Source organism: Thermodesulfobium sp., assembly GCF_053498235.1.
In genome coordinates, this window is record NZ_JBRCUV010000048.1 from 1 (window position 1) to 19316 (window position 19316).

15 protein-coding genes and 3 tRNA genes are annotated in these 19316 nt (G+C 35.3%); 11 read left to right on the forward strand and 7 right to left on the reverse strand.

The window, feature by feature from the left end:
• Nucleotides 1–493 precede the first annotated feature (493 nt).
• The 8 genes from ACWIUX_RS06620 to ACWIUX_RS06655 all read left to right on the forward strand — a co-directional run bounded on the left by ACWIUX_RS06620 (nucleotide 494) and on the right by ACWIUX_RS06655 (nucleotide 7021).
• A complete protein-coding gene (locus tag ACWIUX_RS06620; RefSeq protein WP_448589943.1) occupies nucleotides 494–2701 on the forward strand; it encodes a methyl-accepting chemotaxis protein in 2208 nt (735 codons plus the stop codon).
• Nucleotides 2702–2765: 64 nt separating this feature from the next.
• Nucleotides 2766–3266 (forward strand): hypothetical protein, encoded by a 501-nt coding sequence (locus ACWIUX_RS06625; protein WP_448589944.1) that lies wholly within the window; start codon nucleotides 2766–2768, stop codon nucleotides 3264–3266.
• 16 nt (nucleotides 3267–3282) lie between these two features.
• Entirely contained in the window at nucleotides 3283–5037 is a 1755-nt protein-coding gene (locus ACWIUX_RS06630; RefSeq protein ID WP_448589945.1) for a chloride channel protein, read from the forward strand.
• Between the two features lie 54 nt (nucleotides 5038–5091).
• Nucleotides 5092–5166: transfer RNA gene (locus tag ACWIUX_RS06635), tRNA-Gly, on the forward strand.
• Nucleotides 5167–5172: 6 nt separating this feature from the next.
• Nucleotides 5173–5247 (forward strand) — tRNA-Cys (locus tag ACWIUX_RS06640).
• 8 nt (nucleotides 5248–5255) lie between these two features.
• Nucleotides 5256–5340, forward strand: a tRNA-Leu gene (locus tag ACWIUX_RS06645).
• 62 nt (nucleotides 5341–5402) lie between these two features.
• The gene (locus ACWIUX_RS06650; RefSeq protein WP_448589946.1) at nucleotides 5403–6278 is read left to right on the forward strand and encodes an ABC transporter ATP-binding protein; all 876 of its coding nucleotides are present in this window, start codon (nucleotides 5403–5405) and stop codon (nucleotides 6276–6278) included.
• Nucleotides 6275–7021: an ABC transporter permease gene (locus ACWIUX_RS06655; protein ID WP_448589947.1), complete on the forward strand. Its 747-nt coding sequence runs from the start codon at nucleotides 6275–6277 to the stop codon at nucleotides 7019–7021. Before ACWIUX_RS06650 ends, ACWIUX_RS06655 begins: the two co-directional genes overlap by 4 nt.
• On the opposite strand, the gene ACWIUX_RS06660 is transcribed toward ACWIUX_RS06655, so the two are convergent.
• Nucleotides 7018–7404 (reverse strand): YidH family protein, encoded by a 387-nt coding sequence (locus ACWIUX_RS06660; protein ID WP_448589948.1) that lies wholly within the window; start codon nucleotides 7402–7404, stop codon nucleotides 7018–7020. The two genes, ACWIUX_RS06655 and ACWIUX_RS06660, sit on opposite strands and share 4 nt — an antisense overlap.
• Before the next feature lie 22 nt (nucleotides 7405–7426).
• On the reverse strand, nucleotides 7427–7834 hold the full coding sequence (locus ACWIUX_RS06665; RefSeq protein WP_448589949.1) for a YidH family protein: 408 nt from the start codon (nucleotides 7832–7834) through the stop codon (nucleotides 7427–7429).
• Nucleotides 7835–8375: 541 nt separating this feature from the next.
• Between ACWIUX_RS06665 and ACWIUX_RS06670 the strand changes: the two genes are divergently transcribed.
• Entirely contained in the window at nucleotides 8376–9833 is a 1458-nt protein-coding gene (locus ACWIUX_RS06670; RefSeq protein WP_448589950.1) for an acetyl-CoA carboxylase biotin carboxylase subunit, read from the forward strand.
• 39 nt (nucleotides 9834–9872) lie between these two features.
• The gene (locus ACWIUX_RS06675) at nucleotides 9873–11861 is read left to right on the forward strand and encodes a biotin/lipoyl-containing protein (protein WP_448589957.1); all 1989 of its coding nucleotides are present in this window, start codon (nucleotides 9873–9875) and stop codon (nucleotides 11859–11861) included.
• 54 nt (nucleotides 11862–11915) lie between these two features.
• On the opposite strand, the gene hcp is transcribed toward ACWIUX_RS06675, so the two are convergent.
• Nucleotides 11916–13544, reverse strand: a complete 1629-nt coding sequence (hcp, locus tag ACWIUX_RS06680) for a hydroxylamine reductase (protein ID WP_448589951.1) — start codon at nucleotides 13542–13544, stop codon at nucleotides 11916–11918.
• Between the two features lie 142 nt (nucleotides 13545–13686).
• Between hcp and ACWIUX_RS06685 the strand changes: the two genes are divergently transcribed.
• Entirely contained in the window at nucleotides 13687–14352 is a 666-nt protein-coding gene (locus ACWIUX_RS06685) for a Crp/Fnr family transcriptional regulator (protein ID WP_448589952.1), read from the forward strand.
• Between the two features lie 6 nt (nucleotides 14353–14358).
• Here the strand turns inward: ACWIUX_RS06685 and ACWIUX_RS06690 are convergent, their stop codons facing one another.
• The 4 genes from ACWIUX_RS06690 to ACWIUX_RS06705 all read right to left on the reverse strand — a co-directional run bounded on the left by ACWIUX_RS06690 (nucleotide 14359) and on the right by ACWIUX_RS06705 (nucleotide 19108).
• Nucleotides 14359–15732: a sodium-dependent transporter gene (locus ACWIUX_RS06690; RefSeq protein ID WP_448589953.1), complete on the reverse strand. Its 1374-nt coding sequence runs from the start codon at nucleotides 15730–15732 to the stop codon at nucleotides 14359–14361.
• A 48-nt stretch (nucleotides 15733–15780) separates the two neighbouring features.
• On the reverse strand, nucleotides 15781–16773 hold the full coding sequence (locus ACWIUX_RS06695) for a vitamin K epoxide reductase family protein (RefSeq protein ID WP_448589954.1): 993 nt from the start codon (nucleotides 16771–16773) through the stop codon (nucleotides 15781–15783).
• 20 nt (nucleotides 16774–16793) lie between these two features.
• Nucleotides 16794–18674, reverse strand: a complete 1881-nt coding sequence (locus tag ACWIUX_RS06700) for a carbon starvation CstA family protein (RefSeq protein WP_448589955.1) — start codon at nucleotides 18672–18674, stop codon at nucleotides 16794–16796.
• 227 nt (nucleotides 18675–18901) lie between these two features.
• Nucleotides 18902–19108, reverse strand: coding sequence for a hypothetical protein (locus ACWIUX_RS06705; RefSeq protein WP_448589956.1), 207 nt, complete (start codon nucleotides 19106–19108; stop codon nucleotides 18902–18904).
• Nucleotides 19109–19316: the final 208 nt, after the last annotated feature.

A 19316-nucleotide genomic window follows, 5' to 3' on the forward strand; every position in this document is an offset into this window, starting at 1 on the left:
AGAATCGGCAACAAGGCTAATAGGAGCACTTTTAATAGAACAAGATGAGTTATGGTCTACTGGTCATAAATACTTTGATATGGATGAATATTGGCAATGGAGGTGCAAATATGAACCTAATAAAGTAGAACCTATTGTAAAAGAAGAATTTAATATCGCATAACTTAATTTACTAATTTAAGAAATTAATTTATTAGGGCAGTTTTTAAACTATACATAAGAAGAATGTGAGGTGTATATACTACTATAGGCAGGTCTTAAAAGAAGAGAAGAAGAAAAGCATTTATTGACATTGCGCAAGTTAAAATTTATATCTTTTAAATGGGATTGGATGTAATTGATTCTATCAGTTGGATAAATTTACAGAAAAAATTGGACGTAACCAAAATTTGTAATAATACAAAAATTTGTAATATAATATATCTACACGTTTTAAGTTTTGTTTTTTAAATGATTGTTTTAATTCACAAAAACCAAAAAAGGAGAATAAAAAATGAATTCAGAAAAAGAGAAAACCGTAAAGCAAGTCATGAGTTTCAATTTTTGGAACACCATTAACTCAAGGCTTTCTTTTAGTATGGTAATAATAATAGCAATTTTAGGCGTATCCATAATGCTCGTTTCAAATTTTGTAATAAAGCAAAGCATAAAGGATCAGACAACTGCAGCAATGCAAGAAACTGCAAAAACTGCAAGCAACGGCATTAATACTTTTATAGAAAACAAGATTGAAGCATTGAAAGATTTAGCTAAAGATCCATCCCTACAAGGTGGCGATAAAAATAAAGTTTTTGAATTCTTAAAAACTACTTTTGGGTCTTTTCCAGAAGCAAATGACACTTTTTACGCAAATGAAAAAGGTGAAGTAGTTGCAAATTCTGGAATCATTCCAAACATAAACGTTTCAGATAGACCTTACTTTAAGGCGGTTATGTCTACTGGAAAGGTATTTATTACGCCTATATATATAAACAGACTCGACCAGAGCAAAATCTTTAGTATTGTAGTTCCAATTTTAAATGCATCAGGCAAACCTATAGGATTAATTGGTGAAGATATAAGGCTCAGTACTTTAGAAGACTTGGTATCAAGAATAAAATTTGGTAAATCAGGATATGGAGTTTTGCTCGACAAAACGGGTTTATATATAGTAATGCCTCCAAAAAAAGAGATGGTTTTAAAAGAAAACATTACAAAGGAGAGCGCTACTATTACGCCATCCCTTGCTGAGCTTGGCAAAAGAGTAGTAAGTGAACCTACAGGATATGGAACATATAGTTTTCTCGGACAAGAAAAGATATTGGTATGGGATAGGGTCCCATCTACTGGTTGGATATTATTGATTCCTGTCACATCTTCTGATTTCTATTCAGGACTTTACAGCCTTCTCATAATAATATTTTTAGCAATATTAATAATTTCAATAATATCATTCATAATATTCAAGTTCATATCAAGAAGCATTACGAAACCTCTTTCAGAGATAGTAGAAGTAAATAAGAAGATTTCAGAAGGAGACTTGAACGTTGATATAAATACAGGCTATTTTGGTGAATTAGGTATTCTTGCAAATAGTACTAAGAAGATGGCAGAAAATACAAAATCTGTAATACAGAGCCTAAAAGACCTTGTATCAGACCTACAAAAAGCCTCTCAAAGGGTAAAAGAAAATGCTACAATATTGTCTCGCTCCTCAGGAGAGATTTCTCAGGCAGCTTCAAATACAGCAAATGGAGCAGAGGAGATATCAAAGATTGCTCAGACTCTTTCTAACAAGGTGAACACATTCTCAAGCACTACTCAGGCAATTGCAAGGGGTGCAGAAGAACAGGCAAACAATACAGAACAAATTGCCCAGATGATAGATCAGATAAACTCAATTATGGAAGAGACAAAGAAGAGTAACAAAGAACTAACAGACCTTTCTGCATTGATGAAGGACAGAGCTCAAGAAGGAAATCTTCTCATGACAAAAACAAACGAGAGCTCACACAAGAGCTTAGAATCTGTTAAGAAATTAGCAGAGGTGATCCAATCTCTTAGTAGGAGATCTGAAGATATTGGAAAGATTGTAGATCTAATATCCAACATCTCAGACCAGACAAACCTTTTGGCACTAAATGCTGCAATAGAGGCTGCAAGGGCAGGAGATGCAGGTAGAGGCTTTGCTGTGGTCGCAGATGAAGTAAGAAAGTTAGCAGAGGAATCTCAAAAGGCTGCAAATGAAATAGCTCTAATAATAGGAGAAACAAATAGAGAAACAAGAAATGCAATGAATTCTATGCAAGACACGCTAAAGGATGTAACCACAGGGCTTGAGGCTTCTGAGTCCACATCAAAGACGTTCCAGGCAATACTCGCTTCTATAGACAAAATAAATAGCTTATTAGAACAAAGAGAAAAAATAAGTCAGAAGTTAATAGAGAACCTATCTACGGTAAACGTAAACGTTAGCAATCTTGCTGCCCTATCAGAAGAATACACCGCCTCAGCACAAGAGATGGCTGCATCATCAAAAGACATATCCAATGAAATAGAAAACCTTGCAGCAATTTCAGAAGAATCATCTGCCTCAGCACAAGAACTCGCCTCTACCACAGAAGAAAATGATAAAATAGTAAAAGAGTTCGAAGAAATCTCTGATAATCTTATGGAAAACACAGAAAAGATATCAAACGAGGTGAAAAAGTTTAAGATTTAATTTCTATAAAACTTTAAATAACCCGGGATATCCCTCTCGGGTTATTTTTTTAAGGAGTGAAAACATGACAAATATAGAAAGGTTAAAAATCTATGGGTGGAATTTAGAGGACAGAGTCGCACATAAAGAATGGAAATTAAATATTGGTTCGGTAGATGAACCATATATAGTGGATATGGAAATCGATCTTGAAAATGAAAGGGCATATTTTAACGTTAAACACAAGAGCATTGAAAAAAAACACGAAGTAGATTTCAATGAAGCCCTGTTACACGCTACTGAAGGAAATCTTTTTAAAGATTTGCAAAATCCTTTCAAAGAAGAGATAATTTTATCTTATAAAAATGATGAAAACGGCGAAATCCAGATTACAAAAGTGCTAAGCCCACAATTCAAATCAATAATGCTCGATGAAGGTGATGAAGAATACTTTATTAGAAAAATAAAGAGGATAGGAAAATCATTTATACAATCATATGAAAAAATAGATAAAAGCGATGTTGAAACTATCTTAAATAAAGGCCAAAAAGAAAGAGAAAACTTAATAGCAAGGTATTTAGAATAATTTTTAGGAGATACTTTTGAATAGACTAATTGATATAAACGAAGAACAGATTCAATACATTAAAAAATGGGGATTTTTAAGTGTCACAATAGGGATTGCGGGGGGGTTTGGCGCAATACTTTTCTATAGCGCCATACAATTTTGCACATATTTATTTTTGGGTCTCGGCGCAGGATGCTATCCGCCTTCTCCTGCAGGAGAAGGCGCTACAAAGATTGTCCCCATTTTAAGGTATTGGATGATCCCAGTGGTTACGACAATTGGTGGTCTTTTAAGTGGTTTTTTGGTTTACAGATTCGCACCAGAAGCAGAAGGACATGGAACAGATGCAGCAATAGACTCCTTTCATAACAAAAAAGGCATAATAAGAAAGCGAATTCCGCTTATAAAAGCTATTGCATCGGCAATAACAATAGGAAGTGGAGGGAGTGCAGGAAGAGAGGGCCCTACAGCTCAAATTGCAGCTGGAATAGGTTCAATAGTAGCACAGAACTTAAATTTAAGCGTTAGAGATAGACGCCTTGCAGTGGTAGTTGGGATAGGAGCCGGAATAGGCTCGATTTTCAAAGCTCCACTCGGCGGGGCACTTCTGAGCACTGAAATACTTTATTTAGATGGATTCGAAATAGATGCGCTTATACCATCTTTTGTTGCGTCTTTAATAGGATATGTAATCTTTGCCTCCTATGTAGGATACACTCCAATATTTGGCCAATTCCCAGCCAATTACTCTTTTTCCCCTCAGAGTCTTGTATATTTTGCTGCCCTCGGTTTATTATGCGGCTTTATCGGAATTCTATATACAAAAACTTTTTATGGCATAACGGCTTTATTTAAAAAAATAAAGATTCCCAATATTTTCAAACCTGCTGTAGGAGGACTCTTAGTCGGTCTAATCGGCATGTTATATCCGCAAGTTCTTAGTATGGGTTATGGTTGGATCCAGATTGGAATGAACGGCTCAATTCCATTAAAAATCGTAATAGCTATAATTTTTCTAAAAATAATCGCAACGTCTCTAACAATTGGATCAGGAGGAAGTGGTGGCGTTTTTGCACCTGGATTATTTATTGGCGGCATGGTAGGATTAGCCTTGTGGAAGATTATTTGCTTGTCCCCTCTTCATGTCTCACATATCCCAGAAGTTTTTATGGTTATTGGTATGATGTCTCTATTTGCAGGCGTAGCCAGATGTCCCTTAGCTGTAATGTTTATGGTTAGTGAAATGACAGGCGGATATGCGCTAACAATTCCTGCAATGATTGCAGTTGCCATATCATATGTCATAGTTGGGAACAATACTATATATAAAAGTCAGGTAAAATCGCCATCTGAATCTCCAGCACACAAATTTGACTATTATAAGCCTATTCTCGGAAAGATAAAAATAAAGGAAATATTAATAAGAGATATCCCTATTGTAAATGAGGAAGATAGCATAAAAGTTGCTGAAGAAAATTTAAAAAAATATAAAATATCAGGATTACCTGTTTGTTCGGCTAAAGATAAATCATTAGTTGGCGTTGTTTGCAATCAGGATGTCTTAAACAATTGTGAACAGGGAAAGGATAAAAAAATTGTTGAGATAATGAATTCTCCTGCTATAACAGTATCCCCAGAAGACAGTCTTTATGATGCCCTATATTTAATGTACAAAAACGATATATCTTTTTTACCAGTTGTAGATAAAAACATGCTTTTAGGCATGGTTACAAGAGAAAAGATATTAGAAATTTATTTTAACAGTGCAAACAAAGAAAATACAGAATAACATTTGCAAATGTAAAATTATTTGATATAATTCAAATACGTAAAATTTTTATTAGCGGGCGTAGTTCAATGGTAGAGCATCGGCTTCCCAAGCCGAGGGTTGAGGGTTCGAGCCCCTTCGCCCGCTCCAAATAAAGGCGACGTGGCCAAGTGGTAAGGCAAGGGCCTGCAAAGCCCTCATTCCCCAGTTCGAATCTGGGCGTCGCCTCCAAGAAAAACGCCGGGGTGGCGAAATGGCAGACGCAACGGACTTAAAATCCGTCGGGCATTCCCCGTGTGGGTTCGAGTCCCACCCCCGGCACCACTTTTAATGACGCAAACGCTTATAGTATAAACAACATAATGTAAGGAAATATACAAACTAGAATGAGTATTATTGAAGTTGAATCAGTGATAAAATATTACAAAGACATAAAAGCACTTGATGGGGTAAGTTTTTCTTTGGAAGAGAGTCAAATACTCTCTCTCGTTGGTCCAAATGGTTCAGGAAAAACTACACTTACAAAAATTATATCTGGCTTTGCCAAAGCTAACTCAGGAAAAATTAATATCTTTGGACAAGACATAAATGAATTTGAAAAAATAAAAAATAAAATTGGTTTAGTTCCTCAAGAAAACAATTTAGATCAAGACATAAATGTACTTGAAAACCTCATTATACACTCAGAACTTTGCGGTTTAAATACTAAAATTGCCAAAGAGAGATCTCTAAACCTATTGCAAAAATTCGGGCTAGATAAGTACAAACATGAGGATATAAAAAACCTATCTGGTGGTACAAAAAGAAAGATAATGCTTATTAGGGCTCTTTTAACTAATCCCAAACTATTAATCCTTGATGAGCCAACTATTGGACTTGATCCAGCTATCAGAAGACAATTTTGGGATATAATAATTGATTTAAAATTTCAAAATATATCAACAATTTTTACCACTCACTATATGGAAGAAGCCAATTTTATGGCAGATGAAATTATCTTCATAAATAGAGGGAAGTTAATTTTAAAAGGAAAACCACAGGATCTCATAAAAAATGTACTTGAAAGTTTTGCATTTGAGATTAAAGAAAAGGTATCTATAGCTGGATACAAAAGTTATGTCTATGAAAATAAAACTTTTATCTTTACGCCAAGCAAAGAACTCTTGCTCTCGAATTTAAAGCTAAAGGGAATAGAGCCATCTACAATAAGAGAAACTACTCTTGATGACGTTTTCTTATATATTACTGGAGAAAGAATTTGATACCTTTTTTAATAATATTCAAAAGAAATATTATTTCATTTAAAAAGCGAGCCTGGGGTACACTGATAAGCGGTATAGATCCGTTGCTTTTTCTTTTAGCTTTTGGCTTTGGTATAGGAAAATTTATTTCAAACGTTGAAGGCCTGTCTTACGTTGAATTTATAGCGCCTGCAATGGTCCTTGTAAGCGTTTTATACGGCTCATTTTTTGAAACAACTTACAATGCCTTCGTAAGAATGTATTATGAAAACATATACACAGCATGGCTATCCACAAACGCTACAGTTAAAGATATGGTTTTGGGAGAAATGCTTTGGGGAGCTGTCAGAGGCACGTTGTATGCAATTATTGTAATTTTTATCTTATATTGTTTTGGTCTGATAAAAAACTTATGTTTTTTAATAATAATCTTGGCTCTACCCCTTTTTGGTCTGGTTTTCGCATCAATTGGCATGTTTTTTACTTCAGTAGTGCCTAATATAATGTTTTTTGATTATCTTTACTTTGTGTACATAAATCCAATGATATTGTTTTCTGGAACATATTTCCCAATTAATATATTGCCAGTATTTATAAAAAATATATTAAAAGCCCTCTTCCCTCTCTATTATGCAGTAAAAATTTCCAGAGAGCTTTATCTTAGCCAGCCAATAGACATAATAAGCATAATAGTATTATCTATAACAGTAGTAATTTTTACAGTTTTGGCAATTAAGTTTTTGAAGATTAGATTGATAGATTAACGGTGGATAAATACACTATATCCCAAAATACCCAAAACAAAGATTACTACAAGTGTGTAGAAAATATAAATAAAAGCATTTGATCTATACTCTCCCAATTCAACTCTTCTTTTCACCACGATATAGTCTATGAGGCCTACAATAACTGTGAGAAAAGAGAGCCCCGCAAAGACAACCGCTACCCAATAAAGATACAGGCTCTTTTCTTCAGGAATTCCAAATGTTGGACCAAGATAGTGAATGAAAAGATCGAATCTATCGAGGAGAACGCTAAATGCCATCAATCCAAGTGATGTCCTAATCCATGACAGAAGTGTCCTGACAGCAGCCATACTTTCTCTGGCATCTTCCCCTTTTGTGTCTTTTTTTGTTTCTAAGAACAAGTTATTGAACTCCTTTATAAACCTATGCCCTAATAAGAACAAATAAGACTAAGACCAATAGCACAGCTACGACGAAAGACATATACCCTATATGGTACTCTGGAGAACATTGAAAATATCCTGCTCTTATCTTCTTTACATTTTGTACATAGTCTATTGCGCCCGCAAGTATCGTACAAACCGCCATTACAAGAAGCAAAATAACTATTATATGTATTGATCCTACTGTCCCCCTTATATATGAAGAAATGCCTGGCTGTGTTTGAAGCCAAACATCAACTTTATCAAGAGCAATGCCAAAGCCCAACATATTAAAAGCTGTCCTGACCCATGCCAAAAAAGTCCTGACAGCAGCCATTGCGAACCTCGGGTCTACGTAACTCATCCTGTCTTCTTCAAGACGAAGAATTTTTCTAAGAAGATCTATCAATTTTTTCACCCCATGTTAAATAAACTTAATTAATTATAAAACAAAATAATATTTATATGAAGTAAAATCTATTAAGTCGATCACGTCCAATTTTTATGACCAGCAGATCATAATTCATCTTGTTTTATTAAAAGTTTCTATTTGCCCTGTTGCTGATTCTATATTTTGAAATATACGTTTTACTCTTTTTCTACGGTGTATTTTTCATTTAATCGTTCAATACTATTTCGCAGTTAAAGAATCTGATTTATTTTTTGTTCTAAATAACATTTTCATACTTTTATCGTTACTTAAAAAAGGTAGTGCAAAATTTCTTTATTTAATGTAATATTATATTTAGTCATCGTCCACTTCCAATAGTTTTGGTTTGTGTTAACTATATTCTATCAGTGGACGATGACCTTTTATATTGCATTATTGATAATCATTTCACTTTTACAGAAAATTCTCTACGTTACTTATAAAGTCATAAATATGAGCAAAATTTGAACTTGAAAGATATGAAAAAGTCTAATAAAAAAAGCAAAAAGGATGTGTTGGAATGGAAAGAAAAATTAAAAAGGTACTCATTGCAAATCGTGGAGTTAGCGCTGTAAGAGTAATGCATACGTGCCGTGACAAAAAAATACCCACAACGGCAGTTTACAGTACTCCTGATAGGCTTGGGCTCCACGTGCTCACATCCGATTCTGCAGTACACATTGGAGAGGCCCCTCCTATAAAGTCATATCTAAATATGGACGCAATAATAGAGGCCGCTTTTAAAACCGGATGTAATGCTATTCACCCAGGATGGGGTTTCCTTTCAGAAAATCACATATTTGCTCAAAAAGTTATAGACTCAGGACTTATATGGATTGGGCCAAGACCAGAAGTTATAAAAGCTATGGGTGATAAGATAGAGGCAAAAAAATGGGCAAAAAGGGCAAATGTTCCTGTAATACCTGGAATTGATAACGCTAAAAGTTATGAAGAAATTATTAACTGGATGAAGGAAGAAGAAGTGTCTTTTCCTATTTTAGTTAAGGCATCTGCCGGCGGAGGCGGCAAGGGCATGCTAAAGGTAGAAAAGGCAAGCGATATTCAGGGCGCATTTACTCAAGTAAAGTCCGAAGCGCTAAAATCTTTTGGTGATGATAAGGTTCTCGTGGAAAAATATATAGAAAGGGGTAGACATATCGAAGTTCAGATTATAGCCGATGAATATGGATCAATTTGTCATTTATTTGAAAGGGAATGCACTATTCAAAGGAGAAACCAAAAAATAATTGAGGAGACTCCTTCTCCCAGTCTTGATGATACCCTCAGACAAGAGATCTGTTTCACTGCAGTAAGATTTATGAGAGAAATCGGTTACACCTCCGCTGGAACAGTAGAATTCTTATACGATTCAAACACAAAAAAGTTCTATTTTCTCGAAGTAAACACAAGACTCCAGGTAGAGCACGGTATTACAGAGCTATCAACAGGACTTGATATTGTGAGTCTAATGATGGATATAGCAGAAGGGAAAAAACTACCTTTTAATCAATCAGACATACATCAAAATAGATGGTCGATAGAGTGCAGATTAAACGCAGAAGATCCTAAAAATTTCTCACCCTCTTTCGGTAGAATTACCAGACTTCAAGTTCCGCATGGACCAGGTATAAGGATTTCTCCAGGAGCATATGAGGGAGCATCTATCCCTCCTTTTTACGACTCAATGTTTATGCTCTTAATTAGCGCTGGCGCTGATAGGACTGATGCAATAAGAACAATGGATCGGGCTCTGTCAAGAGGACTTAGAGTTGAAGGAGTTAAAACAAATGCCCCATTGCTTCTCAGCATATTAAGACATCCAAAGTTTATCTCTGGTGAGTTCTCAACGAGATTTATAGAGGAGCATATGGACGAATTGATATCTTCTTTTAAAGATCGGGATCCAGAGGATGAGGTTCTCAAAATTGCGCGTTATGTTGCTGAGATAAGTGCTCTTGGCCAGCAAAAATGGATGTGAGGTGATAGTGTGTTGGATTATTCATTAGTAAAACCTGGAATGAGTCCATCCGAAATTGTTAAAAAGGTTAGAGAATTTGATGGAGTTTGCTTTACTTCTACCGGAATGAGAGATGCAGGACAATCTGACTTTAAAAATAGACATAGAATATACGATCTTAAAACGCTTGCTCCGCATTATAACCAAATGGGGCTATTTAGCTCAGAATGTCATGGAGGCGCAAGGTGGCATGTTGGAGTAATGAACAGAAAAGAATCGCCTTTTGAGGAAATAGAGATATATAGAGAATTGATGCCAAATGTACTGCTTCAAACTCTAGTAAGAGAAACAAACCTTTGGGGTTACAGACCTTACCCTAAAAATGTTATCGAATATGTAGTCTCCAAAGTAGATATAGACGTTTGGAGGTGCTTTTCTTTCTTAAATGATATAAGAAATATGAAAACAGTAGCAGAAGTAGTTATGAATAGAGGAAAACTTTTCGAACCAGCAATCTCATTTACAGAAGTAGAATGGGCTACAAACGAGTATTATTTAAAAACAGTTGATGAAATTATATCGCTTTGTTCTGGGACAAATGAAATAATATTATGCATAAAAGATATGGCTGGAGTCGGTAGTCCAAAAAGGATATACAGTTTAGTTGATTGTATAAAACAAAAATATCCAGAACTGGTAATTCACTATCATAGGCATACTACAGATGGTCTTGCCCTTCCGGCATATCTCGCTGCAGTTCAGGCTGGTGCAAAGATAATTGATGTAGAAGAAGATTCATTAGTTAGATTTTATGGCCAACCTCCAATTATGAGCACTTACTCTTATCTTAAGGAGTCTGGTATTAACGTGCACCTAAACATACGTGCAGTTCACGAAGCAATTCAGACAGTAAGAAACTGGATAAGGCACTACGAATGGGCGGAATCGCCATTTAAAGGATTTGATTATTTCGTAACTAAACACAAGATGCCTGGCGGCGCATTCCCGAGTTCCTTTGAACAGGCTCAAAAGGGCGGTTTTTTACACTTGATGCCACATATTCTAAAATTAATGTCCCTTTACAATAGGATAGTTAAATATTTTGACGTAACTCCTGGATCACAAATAACGTGGGTTACTTGTAGCGGAATAATAAACAGATATGCCAAAGAAAAGGGTGAGGCAGGAGTAACTCATATTATAAGGTTACTTGAAAAATTCGTAGAAGAAAAGAAGTGTAAATTTGAAGAAATGAATGAAAACGAAAAACAAGAGTTGTTGGATCTTTTTAAAAATGCGCCAGGTGATTTTAAGAACTTATTACTTGGACTTTACGGAAAACTTCCGGTGGGTTGGCCTGATGATTGGGTCTATCAAAGCACTTTTGCAGATGAGTGGAAAGAAAAGATAGCTTCAAGAGTCGATGCCTCACCACTTGAACATATCGAAGAGGAAGACTTGGAAAAAGCAAGAGAAGAACTAAAGGAGAAGATTTCAAGATTACCTTCAGAAGAAGAATTTATACTTTACTTAATGCATCCAAAGGACGCCGTTGATATGATCAATTTTAGAGAGCAATATGGAGATGCTCCAATAGTACTTCCAACAAATGTTTTTATAAATGGCTTAAAAAACCCAGGAGATAAAGTAGAATTTACTTTTTCGGAAAAGCCTTATACTCTTGAGTTAGTTTCCATAGGCAAAGAACATGATGGAATTATACATGTTGTTATGGAAGTAAACAATAAAACCCGAGTCTATAAGGTTGAAACTCCAAGAGCCAAAAAGAAGGAGATTAGATTTGCAAAAGGAACAAATGAACTTGGATCTCCTATTAACGGTAATTTGTGGAGGCTTGGCAATCCAAAGAGGGATCCAATAAAAGTAGGAGACATATATCATAAGGGTGAGGAAATAGCAAACCTAGAAGCCATGAAAATGGAAACTCCACTCTTAGCTCCTTTTGACTGTATTATAAAAGAAATATGTGTAAATATTAACGAAAGTGTAGTAGAAAATCAACTATTATTTGTACTGAAACCGCTCTAAAAAAGAGCCGTGAGCTGTTGATTGTTCACGGCTCTTTTGTTATATAAAACCCTATTATCCTAAAATTTCCTTGAGATCTTCGTCAGGAGTTTTAATAGGAGAAATATTAAAGTTCTTAACTAAAACATCAAGAACATTTGGAGTTATGAAAGCAGGCAAAGATGGCCCTAACTTTATATTTTTAATTCCCAAATACAAAAGACTAAGTAATATTGCTACAGCCTTTTGCTCATACCATGAAAGAATCAAAGATAAAGGCAAATCATTTACTCCTACGTTAAGTGCTTTTGCTAGTGCATCTGCAAGCACAATTGCTGAATAAGCATCATTGCACTGCCCCACATCAAGAAGTCTTGGCAAGCCTTCAATTTCACCTAACTTTTTATCAAAAAATCTAAATTTACCACAAGCAAGCGTTAGCACAACGCAATCCTCAGGAACCTTTTCCACAAATTCAGTGTAGTAAGACCTGCCTGGTTTTGCTCCATCACATCCTCCTACAAGAAAGAAATGTCGTATCTTTTTCTCTTTTACGAGATCAAGAACTTTAGATGCTGCTCCAAGAAGGGTTTTTCTGCCAAAACCAACCAATACAGAACCTTTATCCAGATCCTCTTTAAACCCTTCCATCTCAAGTGCCTTTTGAATAACAGGCGAAAAATCATAGTTTTTAATATGTCTAACACCTGGCCATGCAACTACTCCACTTGTAAATATACTATTAAAGTAGCTTTTTTGTGGTCTTTGAATACAGTTCGTAGTCATCACTATTGGACCAGGAAACTGAGGGAATTCTCTTATCTGATTTTGCCATGCGGTTCCAAAGTGTCCATAAAAGTGAGGATATTTTTCCTTTAACAAAGGATAACCATGAGTAGGAAGCATTTCTCCATGGGTATATACATAAATGCCTTTTCCCTGAGTTTGTTTTAATATCTCTTCAAGATCTCTCAAATCATGCCCAGAAACCAAAATTGCTTTTCCCTTTTTGTGTCCTAATGGAACACTGGTCGGTACAGGATCGCCATAAGTTTTTGTATTTGCCCTATCGAGAAGCTCCATTGCCAAAAGGTTATACTTTCCGACTTCCAGGGTTTTGTTTATCCATTCTTCCAGGGAAATATCATTCCTTGTAAGATCTGAAAGAGCTCTAAACATATAGTCATAAAGCTCTTTGCTCGACTCTCCTAAAATTGCAGCATGATCGGCATAGGCTGCCATACCTTTTAAACCAAAAAGTATAGTATGCTTAAGAGCTCTTTTATCTGGATCGGTCTCTGGGTCATCCTTTAGACCAAATTTTTTCCCCTGAGCTTCTAATTCCGAAACGCTTTCAGCAAACTTAAAGTTGGCAATATCAGAGAATTCAATTTTATGTTTTCCGGTTATAGCCTTTTTTAAATTGTCTCTTTTATTTTCTACTAATTTTATCCACTCTTTTAATCTTTCTGGATCGAAGTCAACATTTGTCAACGTAGAAAAAAGTGCCTGACAAACAAAGTGGCCAAGAGTATTGTCTACTTCTATACCCAACTCCTTAGCACTTTGTACTACAGAAGAAAGGCTTTTTAAAGAAAAAACCAAAAGATCCTGCATACTGCTTGTAGTTTCATCTTTACCACAAACACCCTGAACTTCACATCCAACTCCTTTTGCTGCCTGTTCGCATTGATAACAAAACATATTGAATCACTCTCCCTTTATAAATTTCTTGATTAAGATTAGAATAAACTTTCAAATGCAAATTTACATTGATTTAGATCAACCTTTGGCAATTAATGTAAAATTAATTATCAAAGGAAACTTGTCTGGGGAGAAAACAGATATGGAAGAGATTCTTAAATCATGTGTCCTTTTTAAAGATTTAACTGATGAGGATGTAAAAAAGATTCTAAGTATTTCTCGTAAAGTTGAACTAAACCAGGATGAAATACTTTTTAACGAAGGAAGTGTCGCCTTAAACTTCTTCATTGTTTTGAGCGGAAAATTAAAGATCTACAAGATATCTTTATCAGGCAAAGAACAAATACTCCACATAATGACATCTGGAGACATAATTGCAGAAGCACCAATGTTTGCAGGGCTCGATTACCCTGCAAACGCTCAATGCATAGAGAAGTGTTCTCTTCTTGCAATCGACAGAGAGGGTTTTAAGAGGATCATAGCAAATAACCCAAACCTTACTTTAAATATTTTATCAGCAATATCATTTAGACTTAGAAACTTCACATTACTCATTGAGGCTCTATCCTTAAAAGAGGTATCAGGCAGGCTTGCTTCTTATCTCTTGTACCAAAAAGAGATACAAAAAAGTTCAATAATAGAATTGCCGCTCACTAGAACAGAACTATCAAAATACTTTGGCACCACGCCTGAAACCCTTTCAAGAATATTCACCAAATTTCGAAATTTAAATATTATTTCATCAAACAACAAAACAGTTAAAATCATAGATGAAGAAGGATTAAAGAAACAAGCATGGGGCGAATAATAAGAGCTATTTGAGATTTATAACACCTATTGAGTTTAAAAATATTATTATAAGCAACACAGGCGTTATAGTTTTAAGAACAAACAAATATATCTTCGTGACAGCTATAAGTTTAGGAGAACTGTTAGAAAGTTCGTCTATTACTGCCTTCTGCTTCATAACATAGCCTACAAATATAGCAATGAAAAATCCACCGACTGGAAGGAGTATGTTGGAAGAGATATAATCATACCAATCAAAAAAACTTTTCCCCATAAACTTTATAGAACCTAAAAGTGAACCAGAATCTACTGATAGTGCGGCTGTTGAACCAATTAGTATAATTATCAAAGAGTTCACAATACTTGCTGTTCTTCTTGAAATATTAAACTCTTCAGTGTGATATGCAATCAATACCTCTACAAGAGATAACATTGCAGTGGTAGCTGCTATTGATGAAAGGAAGAAAAACGCCACAAGGAGTTGGTTCCCAAAGGGCATCTTAGAAAAAACAAGCGGTATTGTCATAAACAAAAGTCCAGGACCAGCACCCGGTTTCATACCAAAAGCAAAAACAGCAGGGAAGATTGCAAGACCAGCTAAGATAGAAACAAGGGTATCAGAAAATGCGACTGAAAATGCTGTTCTAAAAAGATTATTTTCTTTGGTAAAATAACTTCCATAAGTAACCATTGTTCCCATACCTAGAGAAAGTTTAAAGAATGCAAGTCCAAGTGCCGTTAGTATGGCAACAGCGCTCAGTTTTGAAAAATCAACATTAAAAAGAAACCTAACTCCTTCAAAGGCATTGGGCAGTGTTAGAGCTCGAATATCACAAATTATGATCAATAAAAATAAAAGAGGCATCAAAGTTTTTGTAACTCTTTCTATACCTTTCTGTACACCCATAATGAGAATTGCACCAACTACTACTATAACTATTACTTGCCACAATATTGGCGTCAAAGGTCCTATTACAGTTTGTGCAAATTGAGTCTTTGCACTCTCCGTTGTAATACCAACAAAATCTCCTCTTAAAGATTTAAATAGGTAGTAATATACCCAACCAGCTACACAGCTATAAAAAAACATAATTAAATATGCAGCTAAAACTCCCATGGTACCAACATGCTTCCACATCGTTCCTGGAGCCAGCTTTTTAAACGCTCCGATTACATTTGAACGTGTACTCCTGCCAATAAAAAATTCAGCAAGCATTACAGGAATTCCAACAAATATCACGCAAAGAACATAAACAAGTAAAAATGCTCCGCCCCCAAATATGCCTGTTAAATAGGGAAATTTCCAAATGTTACCCAAGCCTACAGCAGAACCAAGTGTAGCAAAAAAAACAGCAATTCCAGAAGAAAACGTTTCTCTTTTTTTCTGATTAGAAAGCAAAAATCTATTCTCCTTTCATTATAAACGATAACTTAGTTAATTGTTGTGTTAGTTACTTCCAAGTTCCGGATTGAACAAGATTAACAACAAGCTTAATATTATAGAAGATATTAGGCAATAAACACAAGCAGCTTTTATCACAAATATTTCAAGAATAGTCAGATATATAGCTACAACAACTGCTGAAAAATTAATCCAAAAGAGGATTTTTTTTGAACTAATTTGAAATATCATAGTATTCCTAAATCTATAAGAATATAACCATAAAACAAATAGTCCAACAAAAAGAAGCATTTCAAGTAAAGCCAGAGGAATTATACCAAAAAGATGAGAGAAAGAACTTCTTTGTACCTCATTACAGCCAGAAAATAATATACATACTCCAGAAGAATCAGTTATCTCTAAGTGAAATAAATAGACAGATATTAAAAAGCCTATAAAAATAAAAATAGGGATCAGGTAATTTCGAATAGTTTCAAAAAAAGTTATAAACTTTATCAATGCTTTAAATTTAAAACTCAAAATAGAATACAAAGCTATTATTGATAAAAATAAAGCTGTAAAAATTGTATAAGGTCTACCCTCAAAACTTCCATTTTCAGTTGATTTGATGTCTACATATTTAGCAAATTCAGAATGAAGAACCTTTTCAGGAAATGGTATACCACCTTGTTTTATTCCATCTTGGATCAACCTAGGCATTTCTTTTTCTATCTGGTCTGTCCCAATTAACACCTTGTTTCCAATAATCATGAAGGGGACACCTGCATCATTTCTTTCAATACCATATTCTGACGCAAGCTTATAAAAAGGAGCCGCTTGACTCTCTTTATAAAGCATTATGTATGTTATTGATAACTTATCCTTAAATTTCTCCTCAATAGGAGGAAGAATATTTTCTATTACGTCATGACAATGAGGACACGTGGGGCTCCAAAAAAGCACCACGTGTACCTTATCAGAAGCAAAAGCATAACCAGTCTTGCAACACAAAAGGAATAATGTTATAAACAAAAGCTTATTTAACTTAATAAACTTCATTCATCTGTTACAAACCGTTATTATTTATTTGTAACCTTTACAGTATCCACTCCAGAAAGAATTCTTAACCATACTCTTATCGAATCAATTAGAACCCATATTCCCATAGCAAGAAGCAGTATAGACAAAAAGGCATTGATTCCTCCTGCTACATTCCCTTTTTGAGCCATTGGCAAGAATATATTAGCAAAATTCATCCACGCAGCAGTAAATGTGATGGTTACCATAAAAGCGCCAGGAATCATTGTAACGAGAGCATACGAAATCTTTTTCGTTCTCCTTAGAATTTCGGTTGTAGCGATCAAAAGAGCAAGACAAGCCAAAAGTTGGTTGGATGCACCGAACATAGGCCATATCGTAGAAACGTTTCCGGAATATAATAGATACCCCCAGAAAAATGCAACTAAAAATCCTGTTAATACAATTCCAAAATTCCAGTGGATATCCTTGAATTTCGGGACAAATATCCCCAAAAATTCCTGCAAAAGGTATCTTCCAACTCTTGTTCCTGCATCAACTGCTGATAATATAAACATTGCCTCAAACATAATTACAAAATGATACCAGTAACCCATCATACCAGTAAGAAATGGAACGTTATCAAATACATAGGCGATACCTGCTGCCAATGAAACTGCTCCACCAGGTCTACCAACCAAATTTTCACCCACCAGCTGAGAAATATAGGCAACTTGTTCAGTGTGCATACCAAGTTTTTGAAAAACAGCTGGCGCAGTATTTATAGCAAAATAATCTCCCACTGGCAAGACACACGCAGCAATTAGCGCAAGTGCTGCTACAAAGCTTTCCATTATCATGGCACCGTAGCCGATAAATCTTGCATCAGTTTCGCAGCTTAGCATCTTCGGAGTAGTACCAGTTCCAATCATACAGTGGAATCCAGAGATAGCGCCACAAGCTATTGTTATAAACAAATAAGGAAATAAAGGACCTGGAATAATAGGTCCTCCGCCACTTATAAACTTGGTAAATGCTGGCATTTGAAGCATCGGATGAGCAATTAAAACACCTATAGCAATTGCAATAGCTACACCTATTTTCATATAGCTAGACAAATAGTCTCTTGGCAAAAGAAGCATCCATACAGGAAGTACTGAAGCAAAAAAGGCATAAGTTGGAAGTAAAATCTTCATTGTTTGTTCACTAAATGTGAAATATCTAGCAAACTCAGTACCAGGCACAATACTTCCAACCCAAGTAGCTACGAATAACAATATAACACCGATCAAAGAGGCTTCTCCTACTTTGCCAGGTCTAAAGTAAAACATCCAAAACCCCATCAAAAAAGCAATTGGAATTGTTAACCCTACTGTAACAGTTCCCCACGGAGAACCTTTAAGTGCGTTTACTACTGCTATGCTTAATCCTGCAAGAGTTAGTATCATTATAAGAAATATAGCAAGAGACATTATCCTTCCAGTAGAAGTAGATATCTCTTTCCTCGCAATCTCAGCAATAGACATCCCGCCCTGTCTAACTGATAGTACAAGAACAACGAAATCATGTGTAGCTCCAGCAATCACCGCTCCCAAGACTATCCATAGAAGTCCAGGCATAAAACCCCATTGCGCAGCAAGAACTGGACCAATTAAAGGACCTGCGCCTGCAATAGCAGCGAATTGATGACCAAACAATACATACTTGTTGGTAGGAACGTAATCCCTTCCATCGTTAATTTTACATGCTGGAGTTTCTCTGCCGTCATCTAGGCACATTACCTTAGCGGCTAACCATGCACTATAATATCTATACCCAACAGCCCACAAACAGAATCCGAAAACCAAAAGTAAGATAGCACTAGGAATACTCATAAGAAAAGAAAGCACCAATAAAGCCAAGACACAAAGCAGCACAACAGGCAAAACAACACCTAACTTCAAAGAATTTCACCCCCAATTTTTTATAAGTCTAAGTTATATATCAGAAAAAAATAGAAATCATTTCCACCTCCTTCTTTTAAAAAGTTCGTAAAAATATACCAATATTCTATCAGATATTTTTTATAACAAAAATTAATTAAGAATATTCTGAATTATCTTAAATATTTTTTTCCATAAATAAAAAGGGAGGGATGATTCCTCCCTCCCTTGCTGGAAGGCTCAGAAAGTTATTTAGATTGAATATTACTATTTTGTGCAGAAGGTTTAGATTGCAAGTTTGAGCTAGTGTTAGAAGTAGTCAAGGTTTTAGAATTCTGCGCTAGTTTGGACACCTGTTGATTTACCATAGATTCAAAAATGTTTGCTTTTTTATTAGATGTTGTATTTTGTGTAATGTTTAACAGCGAACCAGAATCAATTTTGTTAAGGGCCATTCTCTTCACTCCCCTTTTTTTATCATTATGACTATTATAACACAAAAAACTGCCGAATCTTTATACTCCAGGAAGTGCTATTGAGAAAAATCCTTTTAATATATATCCAAGACCTACATATATTGCAAGGACCCCAAACAGTATGTACAAAAAGTTCATAGGTAGATACTTCTGTGTCTTAGGTCCTATATAAGCGCCTATCAGTATT

Excerpts from the sequence above, each read along its gene's own strand:
- ACWIUX_RS06675 (WP_448589957.1), top strand. The coding sequence starts at position 9,873 with ATGAGTCCATCCGAAATTGTTAAAAAGGTTAGAGAATTTGATGGAGTT.
- hcp (WP_448589951.1), bottom strand. The coding sequence starts at position 13,544 with ATGTTTTGTTATCAATGCGAACAGGCAGCAAAAGGAGTTGGATGTGAA.
- ACWIUX_RS06620 (WP_448589943.1), top strand. The coding sequence starts at position 494 with ATGAATTCAGAAAAAGAGAAAACCGTAAAGCAAGTCATGAGTTTCAAT.
- ACWIUX_RS06670 (WP_448589950.1), top strand. The coding sequence starts at position 8,376 with ATGGAAAGAAAAATTAAAAAGGTACTCATTGCAAATCGTGGAGTTAGC.
- ACWIUX_RS06650 (WP_448589946.1), top strand. The coding sequence starts at position 5,403 with ATGAGTATTATTGAAGTTGAATCAGTGATAAAATATTACAAAGACATA.
- ACWIUX_RS06625 (WP_448589944.1), top strand. The coding sequence starts at position 2,766 with ATGACAAATATAGAAAGGTTAAAAATCTATGGGTGGAATTTAGAGGAC.
- ACWIUX_RS06695 (WP_448589954.1), bottom strand. The coding sequence starts at position 16,773 with ATGAAGTTTATTAAGTTAAATAAGCTTTTGTTTATAACATTATTCCTT.
- ACWIUX_RS06705 (WP_448589956.1), bottom strand. The coding sequence starts at position 19,108 with ATGGCCCTTAACAAAATTGATTCTGGTTCGCTGTTAAACATTACACAA.
- ACWIUX_RS06685 (WP_448589952.1), top strand. The coding sequence starts at position 13,687 with ATGGAAGAGATTCTTAAATCATGTGTCCTTTTTAAAGATTTAACTGAT.